The sequence below is a fragment of the Streptomyces sp. NPDC001536 genome, from assembly GCF_042894505.1.
GTDB lineage: Bacteria > Actinomycetota > Actinomycetes > Streptomycetales > Streptomycetaceae > Streptomyces.
The window spans coordinates 66826-82198 of the sequence record NZ_JBIAVQ010000011.1 but is presented as its reverse complement, the minus strand read 5'-3'; the positions used below and the strand labels follow the sequence as shown (position 1 = coordinate 82198).

Here is a 15373-nt window from a genome sequence, read left to right as displayed (position 1 = left end):
CAGGCGATTTCCGGGTTTCTTGGGGCTAGCTTGCTGATCGCCCCCACGGGATTCCCAAGAACCGCTGCGAGGAGTTTCCCCATGCCTGCACGCCGTAAGGTCGCCGTCGTCGCCACCCTCGGCCTGACCCCGCTCGCCCTCACCGCGCTGGGCGCCGCGCCCGCGTCGGCGCACGGCACGATGGGTGACCCGGTCAGCCGGGTCGCGCAGTGCTATGCGGAGGGTCCCGAGAGCCCGAGGTCCGCCGCGTGCAAGGCGGCGGTCGCGGCCGGCGGTACGCAGGCGCTGTACGACTGGAACGGCGTCCGCATCGGTGACGCGAACGGACAGCACCAGTCGCTGATCCCGGACGGCAGGCTGTGCAGCGCGAACAGCGACGAGTTCAAGGGCCTCGACCTGGCCCGCGCGGACTGGCCGACGACGAGCGTGAGCAGTGGTTCGTACACCTTCAAGTACCGCGTGACCGCCCCGCACAAGGGCACCTTCAAGGTGTACATCACGAAGGAGGGCTACGACCCGACGCAGCCGCTGGCCTGGGACGACCTGGACCTGGCCAACCCGGTGGCGACGGCCACCGACCCGACGGCGACGGGCGGCCACTACACGTTCTCCGGCACCCTCCCGAAGCGCTCCGGCGCGCAGCTGCTGTACGGCATCTGGCAGCGCTCGGACAGCCCGGAGGCGTTCTACTCCTGCTCGGACGTGACGTTCGCGGGCGGCGGCTCGTCCGGGTCCGGCCCGGAGAGCGGCGCGTCCCCGGCCCCGAGCGCCTCCGCCCCGTCCGAGGAGCAGATCGAGGAGGGCGAGGACGAGTCGACGGTCGAGCACCACGGCCACGGTGACCAGGACGCCGACACCTCGGCGGAGCCGACCGCGACGGAGTCGGAGACGACCGCCGCCGCGCCCGCGAACGAGGTGAAGGCGGCCGGTGCCACGGAGGACCTCGCCGAGACCGGTGGCGACAGCAGCACGGCGTACCTCGCCATGGGCGGCGCGGCCGTCCTCGCGGTGGGTGCGGCGATCCTCTTCGGATCGGTCCGCCGGCGCGCGGTGAGCGGTGGCCGGCACGGCCGCTGAGACCACCACGGGGGGCGGGGGCTGTCCGGCGGCTCAGGCCGGGCAGCCCCCGTTCGTGCGTCAGCCCAGGACCGACGCGCAGGTCGTCGGGGTGGCGTGGGCGGGGTCGAGCGCGTTGGTGACCTCGTGGAAGGCGATCAGGTCGAACAGCCCGATCGCCGCGTGCTCGGAGAGATCGAGCGGGCACAGGTCCTGGATCACCACGTTGTTGACGCCGGCTCCGCTGAGGAACTGACTCCGGTACGGCGTGACCACCTCGTCGTACTTGGTGGCGAGGACGGTGTACGTCACGCCGGGGACGGTGTCGCCGCCCTCGTTGAGCTTGGTGAGGAAGGGCGATCCGGCGACCTGGTCGGCGAGGGCCGGGGTGTTCTGCGAGAGCAGGTCGCCGGCTCCGGGGAAGTAGTCCAGCAGCTGGGTGAGGCCGCCCAGTGTGGTGCCGTGGTTGCTGGGCGCGATGCCGACGAGGGCGTCCACCTTCGCGGCTCCGCCGAGGAACTTGAGGTAGTAGCGGGGCATCATGCCGCCCTGCGAGTGGCCGACGAGGTCGGTCTCGGCGGCGCCGGTCGCGCCGAGCACCTTGTCGACGAAGGCGGACAGCTGCTCGGCCGACTTGTCGATGGGGCCGAGGCCGTGGAAGACGGGGACGCCGGGCAGTTGGCCGTAGTCGAAGGAGTAGACGCAGTACCCGCGGTTCTTCAGGTACGGCGCGAGGCCCAGCCAGTTGTCTACGGAGTTGGCGAAGGTGCCGTGCACGAGGACGACGGGGTGGGGATGGGCGGCGGACGGCTTGCAGGAGAAGTCGTTCCAGCCGCTGCTGGGAGCGGTGGCGGCATGGGCGGTGGCGGCGGGGACGACGGTGACCGTGGCGGTCAGCAGCAGCGCGGTCAGGGGTCTGAGCAGGCGTTTCCAGGGCAGCATCGAGTGATCTCCTTGCGGCTCAAGGGAGTTGCGACGGCCTTACGCCCTGTGATCCGGATCACGAGGATGCTGTTCATTCGTCAAGTTACGAATGAGTAGTGCACTTGTGAAGTTACGCGTCAGTAAAAACTTCCAGTGCTAATCGGGGACGAGTACGGCTCAAGTGCGTTCACTGATGAACCATCACCAGGTGGGCCTGATGGGACCATAGGGGGCGATGCGCGCCAATTGATCACGCAACGCCCGCACTTCACCCTCACCGATCAGCTCGACCCACGCCCCGACGGCCTCCGCGGCCGCCTCCTCCGCGGCCCGGGTGCACGCCCACCCGCGCTCGGTCAGCACGACGAGCCTGGCCCGCGCGTCATCGGGATGCGGCCGCCGCTCGACGTACCCCTTCCGCACGAGGTCCTCGACGAGCTGACTGGCGGCCTGCTTCGTCACTCCCAGATGGACGGCGAGGTCGGTGACCGTGGCCCCGTCCGGGGCGAGCCGGGTGAAGGCGAACCCGTACATGGGCCGCGCCTCGAATCCCCGCGCGACGACACCGTCGTTGATGCGATGCGTCAGTTCACCCGCGGCGGCGAGCAGGACGGCGGACAGGGCGAGGGCTTCGGTGTTCTGCACGGATGCATTGAAACACCCTTGACAGGTTGGTCAAGCAGCTTGACTATAGGGGCATATAGTCAACCTGCTTGACCACTTATCGATTCGGGGGCCCGCCATGCCAGTTGTCCGCTCGTCCGAAGCCGTCACCCACGAGATCCACGGCGCCCGTTTCGTCTCGTACGCCACTCCCCTCAGCGGCAGCAAGGAGCTGTGCGCGTGGCGCGGCGAGATCCCGGCGGGGACGAAGGCGCCCGCTCACACCGTCAACCGCGAGGAGATCTTCCATCTGCTCGACGGCGAACTCCTGATCACCCTCGACGACGAGACCCACCGCATCGCGGCGGGCGACACCCTGATCATCAACCCCGGCGCGACCCTGAGCGTCGAGAACCCGACCGACCGGACCGCGATCTCCTGGGTCACCACGTCCATCGGCCTGGAGGCAACGCTGGCCGACGGCACGGTCATCACCCCGCCGTGGGCCAACTGAGCTCGGAGCGCACCAACTCCAGCAGCCGGCCGACCCAGTTGCGGCCGCCGCGGGAGCCGGCGTCCCGCCAGTAGGGGGACTCCTTGTGGCCGGTGTAGGTGATCGTCGCGTTTCCGGTGGCGAGGAGGATCTCGGCGAGGTCGGGGTGCTGGGTGAACTTCGCGCGCAGCAGGCCGGTCATGACGGCGAGGCGTACGTCGGGCCAGTCGTCGCCCTGGTGGCTCTCGGCCAGGGTCTCGTAGCCGTCGTGCACGGAGGGGTGGGTGGCACCGGCGAAGTGGATCTCGGCGGGGTAGTTGTTGCGCAGCACGAAGAGGTCGAGCTCCTCGGGCCAGCCGCGGGGATAGATGACGTCGTGCAGGACGACGGGCGGCGGGACGGGCTCGGCCGGGTCGTCCGCGTACACCGGCCTCGGCCGCTCCGTGACTCCGTGGTCGTATTCGTCGAAGAACTCCAGAACGTCCCGGTGCATCTCCCGCGTCACCACCGGGCCGTCTCCGTCCACGGCCTCGCCCACGTCGGTGAGCAGGATCCTCAGGGGGCGGTCCTGGCGTTCCATGTCACCCAGGACGTAGACGCGAAGGTGCGCCGGAATCGCCAGGTACGCCTGGCGCAGCGCCTCGCGGCTCGGCTCGGTCGGCTCCTGGCGGTAGCGCCGGATCGCCTCGTGGCAGCGCTGGGCCGCCGTCGGCCTGCCGCTCAACTCCTCGATACGGTCGGCCACTTCGAGGAGAAAGTTCTCCGTGGTGAGCGGCTCGGGGTACCGGGCGCCCCACCGGGACGGCGGCTCGGGAAGTGGCGGCGCCTCGGGGTCCCGCACCGCGACGATCCCCTTGGTCAGCCTGCGCTCCAGCCCGGCCAGATCGATGAGGTCGGCCCCCTCGCACTTGATCGCGCCGTCCGCGTACACGACGAGATCGTCCACGTAGTACCCGTCGCCGAACTGGTGCCGGCGCCAGACATGACACCAGACCCCGTCGACCCGCTCCCCGTCCACCGTCCGATACGTCGGCCCCCGCCATGTCATGCGGGCACCCTATGTCACGCCGCCAGCGACCCCGGCATCACCGCGTGCGGCCCGAACCTGGCGCGCACACGGTCCGCGACCTCCTCGATACGGCGGAGCTTCTCGTCGGCGGGGTCGAAGGTGAGCTGGTGGGAGGCCTGTTCGGCGGGGCCGAGGCTCTCGGCGCGCAGGGACAGCGAGCGGACCCGGGCGCGCTGGAGGCCGAGTGCCTCGTACATCTCGTAGGCCGTCCTGGTCAGCGCGGCCGAGTGCGCGGTGGGTTCCTTCAGGGTGCGGGTGCGGGTCGTCGAGGAGCGGTCGGCGTAGCGGACGGTGAGGGCGAGGGCGCCGCAGACCTTGTCCAGGGCGCGCAGCCGGGCGCCCAGTTCGTCGGCGGCTGAGAGCAGGGCCCGGCGGTGCCGGTCGGGGTCCAACTCGTCGCGGGTGAAGGGGCGTTCGGTGGCCAGGGAGCGGGAGATCGCGTTCGGGACGACCCGGCCGCGGTCGACTCCGCCCGCCTTCTCCCGCAGTTCGCGGCCGACCCGCGCACCCACCAGACGCTGGAGCGTGGACAGGGGGGCGGCGGCGACCCGGCCGAGGGTGTCGAGGCCGTACTCGCACAGGGTGCGGGCGGTGGCCGTGCCGACGCCGGGGAGCGCGCCGACGGGCTTCCCGGCGAGGAACTCCGCACCCTCCTCCTCGGTCACCGCGCAGGTCAGCCCGGGCCGCGCGTCCTTCATCGCCATCCGGGCCAGCATCCGGCCCGGCCCCGCGCCGATCACACAGTCGACCCCGTACAGCGCGAGGGCGCGGACCCGGATCACCGAGGCCAGTTCGACGGCGTCCCGCCCGAAGTACCGTTCGGCGCCCCGCAGATCGGCCAGGGCCGCGTCCGGTGGCAGCGCCTCGACGACCGGTGTGAACTCCTCCAGCAAGCCGAGCAGACCCGGCAGGGCCGCCTCACCCGTCGGCGGCAGCTGGAAACGTACGCAGAGGATGGTCATCCCGCACTCCCCGGACTCTGGTGCCACAACTTCCGTACCTGTGAAGGCTCTTGACCCGCGGGTCGCAGATCCGCCCACGGATGCAGTTCGTATCCCGTCGGCATTTGGATGCGCCGGCCGCCGGTCGAATCGCCGGCTCCTTCGGGCACGGGCTCCGCCAGCCGGGCGGAGACCGCGTCGAGGCCGTGTCCGTCGCGCAGTTCGACCAGTTCGGCGAGGTTCCAGGCGGCGGCGCCCACCACGCTGAGGCTGCGCGGGCCGCGCCGCTGCACCACCCCGCGCACCAGCAGCAGCCAGGAGTGGAAGACGGTGTGGGCGCAGGCGTCGTGCGAGTCGTCGAAGAAGGCGAGGTCGACCAGGCCGGTGCCGTCGTCGAGGGTGCTGAAGATGACCCGCTTGCCGGACCGGATCGGCGGCGTCTGGGTGGCCGCCTTGGCGCCCGCGACCAGGACCGTCTCACCGTGCCGCGCGTCCCGCAGCCGGCGTGCGTCGACCACGCCCAACTCCGCCAGGAACTCCCGGTGGTCGTCCATCAGATTGCGCGAGGCGTCCATCGACAGCACACCCAGTTCGGCACTGAGTTTCTCGGCGGAGGACAGGTCCGGCAGCCCGGCGGACGCGGTCTTCCGCCCGCCCGCCAGCGGGAGTTGCCCTCCCCCAGCGCCCCTGGCCCCTCGGTGCAGCTCGGTCAAGTGCAGTTGCAGATCACGTCGGTTGGCGCCGAAGGAGTCCAACGCGCCCACCTGTGCCAGCCGCTGGGCGAGCGGCCGGCTCGGTCGCGCCCGCTCCCAGAAGTCCAGCAGCGAGGCGTACGGCTGCCCGTCCGCGATCCGCGCCGCCTCGGCCTCGCTGATGCCGTACACGTCGGAGAGGGCGAGCCGCAGCCCCCACACCACAGGGGATTCAGACACCAGTTCGATACGGTGTGCGACCGCCGACCGGTTCACGTCCAACGGCAGGATCGGCACCCCACGCCGCCGCGCGTCCGCCAGCAGCAGCCGCTTCGGATACATCCCGGGGTCGTGTGTGAGCAACCCGGCGTAGAAGGCGGCCGGGTGATGCGCCTTGAGCCACGCCGACTGGTAGGTCGGTACGGCGAAGGCGACCGCGTGCGCCTTGCAGAAGCCGTACGAACCGAAGGCCTCGATGATCTCCCAGGTCCGCTGAATCGTTTCCGCGGAATAGCCCTTCACCGCCGCGTGCTGCGCGAACCAGAACCGGATCCGCCCCTGCGACTCCGGGTCGGACAGCCCGCGCCGCACCCGGTCCGCCTCGCCCCGCCCGCAGCCGGTCATGATGTCGACGATGTCGATGATCTGCTCATGGAAGACGACGACCCCGTACGTCCCCTTCAGCGGCTCCTCCAGATCCGGGTGCGGATATCTGATGGGCGCCCGTCCGTGCCGCGCCTCGATGAACGGCCGCACCATGTCGGCGGCGACCGGCCCCGGCCGGAAGAGCGAGATGTCGACGACGAGGTCGTGGAAGGTGGCCGGCTGGAGCCGTCCGACCAGGTCGCGCTGGCCCGGGGACTCGATCTGGAAGCAGCCCAACGTCTCGGTGGAACGGATGAGTTGATACGTAGCCGGGTCGCCCGGCGGTACGGCGTCCAGGTCGACCCGGTCCCCCGTCGCCCGCTCCACCTCCGCGACCGCGTGCGCCATCGCCGACTGCATCCGTACGCCCAGTACGTCGAGCTTGAGCAGCCCGAGGTCCTCGACGTCGTCCTTGTCGAACTGCGACATGGGGAAGCCCTCGCCGCTGGTCGGCATGACCGGCGTACGGGCGAGGAGGGAGGCGTCGGAGAGGAGCACCCCGCACGGGTGCATGGCGACTCCGCGCGGGAGGGCGTCAAGGGCCTCGGTCAGTTCCCAGAGTCTGCCGTACCGCTCCTTCTCCCCCGCCAGCGCCTTGAGTTCGGGCAGCTCCTCCAGGGCCGCGCGGGCGTCCCGGGCGCGGATGTGCGGGAAGGATTTGGCGATGCGGTCGATGTCGGCGGGGTCCATGGACAGGGCCGCGCCCACGTCCCGGATCGCGTGCCGCACCCGGTATGTCTCCGGCATCGCGACCGTCGCCACCCGCTCGGTGCCGAACCGGCCGATGATCGCGCGGTAGACCTCCAGGCGGCGGGCGGACTCCACGTCGATGTCGATGTCGGGCAGCACGAGCCGGCGTTTGGACAGGAACCGCTCCATCAGCAGCCCGTGTTCGACCGGGTCGGCGTGGGCGATGCCGAGGAGGTGGTTGACCAGGGAGCCGGCACCGGAGCCGCGCGCCGCCACCCGGATGCCCATGTCCCGTACGTCGTCCACCACTTGAGCGACCGTCAGGAAGTAGGAGGCGTAGCCGTGGTGGGCGATGATGTCCAGCTCCCGGTGCATCCGCTCCCAGTAGACGCGCTGATCGGCGTACCCCTTCAGCACCATCCCCGCCGCCACCCGTGAGGCGAGCGTCCGCTGGGCGGTGCGGCGGCTCGCGCCGACGAGGTGCGGTTCGGGGAAGTGGACGGTGCCGATGCCGAGGTCGTCCTCGGGGTCGACCAGACACTCGGCGGCCGTCGCCCGGGTCTGCTCCAGCAGACGGTGGGCGGTGTCACGCCGGAAGCCCGCGGCCTCCACGATCCGCTCGGCCGCCGTCAGCATGGCGGACGCGTCCTTGAGCCAGGCCTCGCCGGAGTCCAGCTCCTTCGTCGGGTCGACGGGGACCAGACGGCGGGCGGCGTCCAGGACGTCGGCGACCGGGCCCTGGCCGGGGTCGGCGTAGCGGACGGCGTTGCTGAGCACGGGGCGGATGCGCTGTTCGGCGGCGAAGCCGACGGTACGGGCGGCCAGCCGCAGGGAGCCGGGCCCTGTGCCCTCACGGCCGTGCCAGACGGTCTCCAGGCGGAGGGCGTCGCCGTAGATCTCACGCCAGGGGGCCAGGAGCCGGGCCGCCCGGTCGGGACGTCCGGCGGCGAGGGCGCGACCGACGTCGGAGGCGGGGCCGAGCAGGACGGTCAGGCCGTCCCCTTTGTTCTCGCTCCAGGGCAGCAGGGGCGTGCCCTCCGCGCCCTTGGCCCCCTTCTCGGAGTGTGCCGCCGTGACGAGCCGGCACAGGTCGGCCCAGCCGCGGGCGCCGTCCCGGGCGAGGAAGGTGACACGGGGTGTCGACTCGTCGATGAAGGCACCTCCGCGCACGGGCGCACGGCGCTTCTCGGGTCGTACGGAAGCGCTCTGCCCCGCGGGCTCCGGCGCGGGTTCCGCCACCGCCAGCTCCACCCCGAACACCGGCCGCACCCCCGCCTTCGCGCAGGCCTTGGCGAAGCGGACCGTGCCCGCGAGGGTGTCGCGGTCGGTGAGGGCGAGGGCGTCCATGCCCCGCTCGGAGGCGCGCTCGGCCAGCCGCTCCGGGTGGGAGGCGCCGTAGCGCAGGGAGAACCCGGAGACGGTGTGCAGATGCGTGAACCCGGGCACCCGCGCCTCCATTTTCGAACATCAGTTCCCAACTGCCTCACCCCCACCATACCCCCAATCCCGAACATCTGTACGACAACCGTTCGGCCGCCTCCCACCTGCGGAAACGCCCCTCACCTCGGACTGTGGGGACATGACACAGAACAGCTTTCTCGCCGAGGTGAAAGACGCGGTCACCCCGCGGGCCACGCTGCTGGTCATCGGAGTGATCGCCCTCCAGTTGCTGTTCATCGCGTCCTATGTGGGGGCCCTGCACAACCCGAAGCCGAAGGACGTGCCGTTCGGGGTGGCCGCGCCGCGGGCCGCCGCCGAGCAGGCGGTGGCCCGGATGGAGAAGCTGCCCGGCTCTCCCCTGGACCCGCGCGCGGTGGCCGACGAGGCGACGGCCCGGAAGCAGATCATGAACCGGGACATCGACGGGGCACTGGTCATCGACCCGGCCGGGACCACCGACACGCTCCTCGTCGCGAGCGGTGGCGGCACCGTCCTCGCCACGACTCTGGAGAAGTACCTCACCGCCCTGGAGACCCCCCAGCGGCGGAGCCTGAAGACGGTGGACGTGGCTCCGGCCTCCTCCCAGGACTTCGACGGCCTTTCGGCCTTCTACCTGGTCGTCGGCTGGTGCGTCGGCGGCTATCTGTGCGCCTCGGTCCTGGCGATCAGCACCGGCGCCCGGCCCGCCAACCCGCGCCGCGCGGTGATCCGGCTGGTCGTGATGGCGCTGGTGTCGATCGTCGGCGGACTCGGCGGCGCGGTGATCGTGGGGCCGATCCTGGGCGCCCTGCCGGGCAGCGTCCTGGCCTTCTGGGGGCTCGGCGCGCTGGTCACCTTCGCGGTCGGGGCGGCGACCCTCGCCCTCCAGGCGGTCTTCGGGATCATCGGCATCGGCATCGCGATCCTGCTCGTGGTGATCGCGGGCAACCCGAGCGCGGGCGGCGCCTTCCCGCTGCCGATGCTGCCGCCGTTCTGGCGGGCGATCGGCCCGGCACTGCCACCGGGCGCGGGCACCTGGGCGGCCCGCTCGATCGCCTACTTCAAGGGCAACGACACGACCGCCTCCCTGCTGGTGCTGTCGGCCTGGGCGGCGGCCGGGATCGCGGTCACGCTGGGGGCGGCGGCACTGCGCAAGAGGCGTGAGGGCGAACCGGCGCCGACTCGCGGCGGGGCCGCACAGGAAGCCTGAGGGCGAACCGCCGCCGGCTCGGACGCCGTAGTACGGGTGGCCACCGACAGGAGACCGCCACGATCAAACCCGCATCCGCCGACGGCGCTCCACCCCCACCAGGGCCACCCGCACCCGACCGCGAAACCCGCACGGGCGGTGCGGGTGGTGCGGGTGGGAAACGAAAATCCCGCCCCCGAAGGGGCGGGACTCCGCACACCACCACGAACCGTCAGCCGATCGACGTCCCCGTGGCCGACAGCGCCTCGGTCACCGGCTGGAAGAAGGTCTCCCCACCGGAGGTGCAGTCACCACTGCCCCCCGAGGTGAGTCCGATCGCACTGCTCCCGGAGAACAGCGAGCCGCCACTGTCCCCGGGCTCGGCGCAGACGTCCGTCTGGATCAGCCCGTTGACGATGTCACCGTTCCCGTAGTTCACGGTCGCGTCCAGCCCCGTGACCTTCCCGGAGTGCACCTGCGTCGTGGAACCGCTGCGCGTGACCGACTGCCCGACCGTGGCCTGCGCGGCCCCCGTGATCGCCTGCGCGGACCCGTTGTAGAGGTTCACCTCGCTCGGGTGGTCGACCTCGGCGGTGTACTTGACCAGCCCGTAGTCGTTGTCCGGGAAGCTGGACACCTCGTTCGTGCCGATCTCGGTCCCGCTCGAGTCCGACCAGGTGGAGATGGACTCGGTGCAGTGCCCGGCGGTGAGGAAGTACGGCTCCCCGCCCTTGACCACGTTGAAGCCGAGCGAGCAGCGCCCGCTGCCACCGGTGATCGCGTCACCACCGGCGACGAAGGGCTTGAACTCCCCCTTCGTGCGCTGGAGTTCGGCCGCGCCACCGAGCCCGTCGACGACCTTCGTGAGCTTGGCCCACTCCGCGTCGGAGACCGTGCGGTCGGCAGTGACGACCACCTTGTTGGTGGTCGGGTCGGTCGCCCAGGACGTACCCGGGATCGTCGCGTCCTGCTTGAGCGTGGAGCGGGCGCTCTTCAGCTCGGCGAGGGAGTTCGCCACGACCCGCGCCTGGGCGCCGGCCGCCTCGACGGTGTCGGCGGCGGTCTCGCTGAGGACGTTCACGACGAGGTTCTTGGCCTTCGCGTCGTAGTACGTTCCCGCCGCCGCGGCCCCGAGGTCCTCGCCGAGGCTCGATGCGAGCTTTCCGGCCGCGGCGACCGACAGGGTCCGGGGCGCGGCGGTCTTCGCGGGCTCGCTGGCGTTCGCAGTCTGGAAGGTGATGCCCGCGGCGACCAGTGCGGTGATTCCCGCACCTGCCAGGGCCGCCCGCCGCTTGGGTATGCGTCGGTGCTTCAACTCGCGTCCTCCTGTGGGGGGTCGGCCCGGTCGGTTGTGGGGACCTCGCGGGCCGGAAGGCTGGTTGACGAGCCCTTACTCTTCCGAACCCGGCGGGGAGCGCACAAGGTTGAGTTCCGGACGCGCGTAGAACGCGGTTGCACGCCCCCCAGAGATTGACCGTGCACAGTCACGCCAGGCGAGTTCGCAGTGCAAACACTACGTGCGGGTAATCAATGAGCAGCCTGTGAGGTCTAGTCCTGTCTTGAATTCGACCCTGCCTGGCCGACGTCCAAGCGAGGCGTGGGGGGCGGCAGTTGCTCCTGCACCGGTTGCTGCTCCACCGGAGGCACCGGTTGCTGCTCCACAGGGGGCACCGGTTGCTGGACCGGAGCAGGCCCCTGCTGTGCCCTCTCCAGGAACCGCAGCAGCTCGACGGGGAAGGGCAGCACCAGCGTCGAGTTCTTCTCGGCCGCCACCGCCACCACCGTCTGCAACAGCCGCAGTTGCAGCGCGGCCGGCTGCTCGGACATCTCCTTGGCCGCCTCGGCGAGCTTCTTCGACGCCTGGAGTTCGGCGTCCGCGTTGATGACCCGGGCCCGCCGCTCCCGGTCGGCCTCGGCCTGCCGGGCCATGGAACGCTTCATCGTCTCGGGCAGGGAGACGTCCTTGATCTCGACCCGGTCGATGGTGACGCCCCACTCCACGGCGGGACTGTCGATCATCAACTCCAGCCCCTGGTTGAGCTTTTCCCGATCCGACAGCAGATCGTCCAGCTCGCTCTTGCCGATGATGGACCGGAGCGAGGTCTGCGCCATCTGCGCGACCGCGAACCGGTAGTCCTCCACCCGCACGACCGCCTCCGCCGGCGCGGTCACCTTGAAGTAGACGACCGCGTCCACCCGCACGGTGACGTTGTCCCGGGTGATGCCCTCCTGCCCCGGCACCGGCATCGTCACGATCTGCATGTTGACCTTCCGGAGCTTGTCGATGCCCGGAACGATCATCGTGAACCCCGGCCCGCGCACTTCGGGGCGGAGCTTGCCGAGACGGAAGACCACGCCCCGCTCGTACTGCTTGACGACCCGTGCCGCCGCCATCACGTACACCGCTCCGGCGGAGGCGAGTGTCACGCCCGCTGCCACCAGCTCCTCGACCATGACGGCCCCCAGGGTCCGAATCAGGTGCTCAAGGTGTGTACTTCGACGGTAACTCCGCGATGTACACGATGGGGAGACGGAGGACGCAGGTGCTCGACGGCATACAGACGCGCGACGGCAGGTGGCTGACGGTCGAGGAGTACGGCGACGGGGACGGCACACCGGTGGTGCTGCTGCACGGCACCCCGGGCTGCCGGTCCGGGGTCGTGCCCGAGGACGTGGTCAAGGCGCACCCCTGGGTGCGGTTCATCGCCTACGACCGTCCCGGCTACGCGGACTCGGACCGCCACCCCGGACGCCGGGTCGCCGACGCGGCTCGGGACGTGGCGGACCTGGCCGACGCCCTCGGGCTGGAGAAGTTCTCCGTGCTCGGCCGCTCGGGCGGCGCCCCGCACGCCCTGGCCTGTGCGGCGCTGATGCCCGCGCGGGTACGGCGGGCGGCGGCGCTGGTGTCACCCGCGCCGCCGGACGCGCAGGGGCTGAGCTGGTTCGAGGGCATGGCGGCCTCCAACGTCGAGGACTACACCCTGGCGCTGACCGACACGCTCGCCTTCGCGGAGCGGCTCGCCTCCCGTGCCGCCGCCATCCGCCAGGACCCCGCCCAGCTGCTGGTGACCATCCGCGACGGGCTCACGGACGCCGACCGGCGGATCGTCTCCCAGCCGGCCGTCGGCGACATGCTGCTGCGCAACTACCGCGAGGCGCTGCGCACTTCGGCGTACGGCTGGCTCGACGACGCCCTCGCCCTGCTGAGCAACTGGGGCTTCGACCCGGCGGACATCAGGCGCCCGGTCCTGCTGTGGCACGGTGCCCAGGACCGGTTCTCCCCGGTGGGCCACTTCGAGTGGCTTCTGAACCGCGTCCCCCGCGCCCGTCCCGTCCTGGACCCGGACGCCGGCCACTTCGGGGCGATCGAGGCGCTGCCCGCCGTACTGGACTGGCTGTGCCCGGCGTCATGATCCGGGGCGCTCCATCCGGGCGCCCCGCATCAGGTCCATGACCCGCTCGTGGCTGTCCCCCACGGCGTCGGTGACCCGCAGCCGCACACGCAGCTGGTCGATCTCGCCGACGAACCGGCGGCCGTACGCCCCGGCCCGCATCCCCCCGTTGCCCAGGGGGAACCCGGCGCCGGTCAGCCGGAGGTAGTAGTCCTTGCCCTGTACGAACCCACGGTCGGCGAGCTCCTCCAGCACCCCGGCGTGGTCGGTCCATTCGGTGAGTTCCCCGCCTCGCGGGACGAAGCAGTAGTCCACCCGCTCCACCACCGCGTGCTGCGAGCCGCCGTTCACCACTTCCACATGCCAGCCGGGCTCGTCCGGGCCGAGGTCGCCGATCGTCCAGGAGGAGCTCCAGCCCAGTGCGGGCCGTACCGTCCGCGCGTACTGGGCCCGCCCGAACACGGCCGCGAGCGCCACCGCGAGCAGCGCGCCCAGCGGGTTCATGTCCATGAGCCGCAGTCGCCAGGGCCACTGGTGGGCCAGGTCGCCGGTGATGTTCGACCGCACGATCTCCCACAGCAGCACCAGCGTGAGCAGGATCAGCAGCACCAGCGGCGCCACGAACAGCAACGGGCTTCGGCGTACGCGCCGTTGCCGGTCGTCGAAGTCCAACTCGCCGTCCCCTCCCCCGTGTCGGGGCAGACGATAGCGAGCCCCCGCACGGCAGACGCGTGCGGGGGCTCATCAAAGGTGCTGCTGCGGCGCGGGCCGTTCCGGGACCTAGTAGATGCTGACGCCGTAGGCGCTCAGGGCCTCGGTGACCGGCTGGAAGAAGGTCGTGCCACCGGAGGTGCAGTTGCCGCTGCCGCCGGAGGTGAGACCGTACGCGGTGCCGTTGCTGCCGTAGAGCGAGCCGCCGGAGTCGCCGGGCTCGGCACAGACGGTGGTCTGGATCAGACCGCCGACGACGTCGCCGCCGCCGTAGTTGACGGTCGCGTTGAGGGCGGTGACCCGGCCGCTGTGGGTGCCGGTGGTGGAGCCGTCACGGATGACGGTGGTACCCACGGCCGGCGTGGCGGCGCGGGTGATGTCCACACCGTTCGCGGTGCCGGGACGGCTGACGGTCCCCGAGTACCGCACGATGCCGTAGTCGTTGCCCGGGAAGCTGGAGCCGGTGGTCGTGCCGATGACCGTGGTGCGGCCGGAGTTGGAGTACCAGGTGCCCGCGCCGTCGGTGCAGTGACCGGCGGTCAGGAAGAACTGGACGCCGCTGCTGTTCTGGACGTTGAAGCCGAGGGAACAGCGCCAGCTACTCGCATAGATGGCGTCGCCGCCTTGGATCAGCTTGTTGAACTTGCCTGGGGTCTTCTTGATCGTCAGAGCACCGGCGTTGGCGCCGGCCTGCCGCTTGATCTTGGCGATCTCCGCCTTGGAGACCGTGCTGTCGACGGTGACGACGACACGGTTGGTCTTGCTGTCGACCGCCCAGGCGGTGCCCGGGATGTCGGCCTTGAGCACCGAACCGCTGGCGCTCTTGAGCTGGTTGGTGCTGAAGGGGGTCGCGTCCGGGGCGGCGTTCGCGTTGGGGATCGCGATCGCGGCGGCGGCCACGAGGCCGGTGGAAACGGCGATCAGCCGGGTCCGTCTCGTTATGCCGCTGCGGGGGGTGGTGCGCTTGATCCTCACTTTTCGTTCCCTCCCAGGGAGGTTGGGGGCCCGCGTGGGGTCGGGGCCCGTGAGGCGCAGCCAGAGGCATGAATGTCCGGATTCCGAACACGCCGTGCCCCTGACAAGCGCTGTGGGGGAGTATTCGGCCGAACGACCGGTAGCCGCAAGGGCGCCTTTCGGCCGTCAACCTTTGAACCACCCATGTGCTCACCGTGAGCTGACCACTCCTCGGAGCAGGGTGCGCTCCCCCGCCTCGATGGCGGCGCCCGGCGTGTTCCCCGGTGGCGGGAAGGGGCAGATGAAGAGGTCGGCGACTGCGCGCGGCGGAAGCAGAGCCCGGCTGAAGTCGACCGTCGTGCGCCCCTCGGCGCCGGGTGCGGCGGGCCGCAGAAGCCGGAAGCGACGGCTGCTCGACCCGCTCGCCGCATCGCCGAAAACCGCCCACAGCGATCCGTCCGCCTCGACCGTCACCTGGAGCGTGAACTCCTGTCCCTCAAGACTGAACACCGGCTCCCCGCCCAGCCCGAGGCCGCGCCGCCACACGGACGCCGCGCCTCCCACGCCGGGCCGAAGTCCCGTACGCCCCAGACTC

Annotated in this window: 13 protein-coding genes and 1 pseudogene; 4 read left to right on the top strand and 10 right to left on the bottom strand. The window is 71.0% G+C overall.

All coding sequences use genetic code 11. The annotated features are described in order from the left end of the window. Window positions 1-81 precede the first annotated feature (81 nt). Window positions 82-1077 carry a lytic polysaccharide monooxygenase gene (locus ACFY0U_RS28355; RefSeq protein WP_388640481.1) on the top strand — a complete coding sequence of 332 codons (996 nt, stop codon included), beginning with the start codon at window positions 82-84 and terminating at the stop codon, window positions 1075-1077. 60 nt (window positions 1078-1137) lie between these two features. Here the strand turns inward: ACFY0U_RS28355 and ACFY0U_RS28350 are convergent, their stop codons facing one another. Both ACFY0U_RS28350 and ACFY0U_RS28345 read right to left on the bottom strand, forming a co-directional pair. Further along, a complete protein-coding gene (locus ACFY0U_RS28350; protein WP_388640478.1) occupies window positions 1138-1998 on the bottom strand; it encodes an esterase/lipase family protein in 861 nt (286 codons plus the stop codon). Window positions 1999-2181: 183 nt separating this feature from the next. Then, window positions 2182-2625 carry a MarR family winged helix-turn-helix transcriptional regulator gene (locus ACFY0U_RS28345; RefSeq protein WP_388640476.1) on the bottom strand — a complete coding sequence of 148 codons (444 nt, stop codon included), beginning with the start codon at window positions 2623-2625 and terminating at the stop codon, window positions 2182-2184. 97 nt (window positions 2626-2722) lie between these two features. Between ACFY0U_RS28345 and ACFY0U_RS28340 the strand changes: the two genes are divergently transcribed. Next, window positions 2723-3097: a cupin domain-containing protein gene (locus tag ACFY0U_RS28340; protein WP_388640474.1), complete on the top strand. Its 375-nt coding sequence runs from the start codon at window positions 2723-2725 to the stop codon at window positions 3095-3097. On the opposite strand, the gene ACFY0U_RS28335 is transcribed toward ACFY0U_RS28340, so the two are convergent. The 3 genes from ACFY0U_RS28335 to ACFY0U_RS28325 are packed head-to-tail and all read right to left on the bottom strand — an operon-like array spanning window position 3075 to window position 8559. Beyond that, window positions 3075-4124, bottom strand: a complete 1050-nt coding sequence (locus tag ACFY0U_RS28335) for an NADAR domain-containing protein (RefSeq protein ID WP_388640472.1) — start codon at window positions 4122-4124, stop codon at window positions 3075-3077. The two genes, ACFY0U_RS28340 and ACFY0U_RS28335, sit on opposite strands and share 23 nt — an antisense overlap. 14 nt (window positions 4125-4138) lie before the next feature. Then, window positions 4139-5107 (bottom strand): hypothetical protein, encoded by a 969-nt coding sequence (locus tag ACFY0U_RS28330; RefSeq protein ID WP_388640470.1) that lies wholly within the window; start codon window positions 5105-5107, stop codon window positions 4139-4141. Then, on the bottom strand, window positions 5104-8559 hold the full coding sequence (locus tag ACFY0U_RS28325; RefSeq protein ID WP_388640469.1) for a DNA polymerase III subunit alpha: 3456 nt from the start codon (window positions 8557-8559) through the stop codon (window positions 5104-5106). Before ACFY0U_RS28325 ends, ACFY0U_RS28330 begins: the two co-directional genes overlap by 4 nt. A gap of 133 nt (window positions 8560-8692) precedes the next feature. Here ACFY0U_RS28325 and ACFY0U_RS28320 point away from each other — a divergent pair, with 133 nt between their 5' ends. Next, window positions 8693-9742: a DUF3533 domain-containing protein gene (locus ACFY0U_RS28320; RefSeq protein WP_388640467.1), complete on the top strand. Its 1050-nt coding sequence runs from the start codon at window positions 8693-8695 to the stop codon at window positions 9740-9742. A gap of 211 nt (window positions 9743-9953) precedes the next feature. Here ACFY0U_RS28320 and ACFY0U_RS28315 read toward each other — a convergent pair whose 3' ends face one another. After that, a complete protein-coding gene (locus tag ACFY0U_RS28315; protein WP_388640464.1) occupies window positions 9954-11036 on the bottom strand; it encodes a S1 family peptidase in 1083 nt (360 codons plus the stop codon). 233 nt (window positions 11037-11269) lie between these two features. After that, complete coding sequence (locus tag ACFY0U_RS28310) at window positions 11270-12175, bottom strand: slipin family protein (RefSeq protein ID WP_388640463.1); 906 nt, start codon at window positions 12173-12175, stop codon at window positions 11270-11272. Between the two features lie 89 nt (window positions 12176-12264). Here ACFY0U_RS28310 and ACFY0U_RS28305 point away from each other — a divergent pair, with 89 nt between their 5' ends. Continuing rightward, complete coding sequence (locus ACFY0U_RS28305) at window positions 12265-13134, top strand: alpha/beta fold hydrolase (RefSeq protein ID WP_388640460.1); 870 nt, start codon at window positions 12265-12267, stop codon at window positions 13132-13134. Here the strand turns inward: ACFY0U_RS28305 and ACFY0U_RS28300 are convergent. The 3 genes and pseudogenes from ACFY0U_RS28300 to ACFY0U_RS28290 all read right to left on the bottom strand — a co-directional run. After that, entirely contained in the window at window positions 13129-13785 is a 657-nt protein-coding gene (locus ACFY0U_RS28300; protein ID WP_388640458.1) for a hypothetical protein, read from the bottom strand. The genes ACFY0U_RS28305 and ACFY0U_RS28300 overlap by 6 nt on opposite strands. A 108-nt stretch (window positions 13786-13893) precedes the next feature. Further along, complete coding sequence (locus tag ACFY0U_RS28295; protein ID WP_388640455.1) at window positions 13894-14799, bottom strand: S1 family peptidase; 906 nt, start codon at window positions 14797-14799, stop codon at window positions 13894-13896. A 189-nt stretch (window positions 14800-14988) separates the two neighbouring features. Beyond that, window positions 14989-15315, bottom strand: a pseudogene (locus ACFY0U_RS28290) (DUF1684 domain-containing protein); the annotation flags it as partial. Window positions 15316-15373 lie beyond the last annotated feature (58 nt).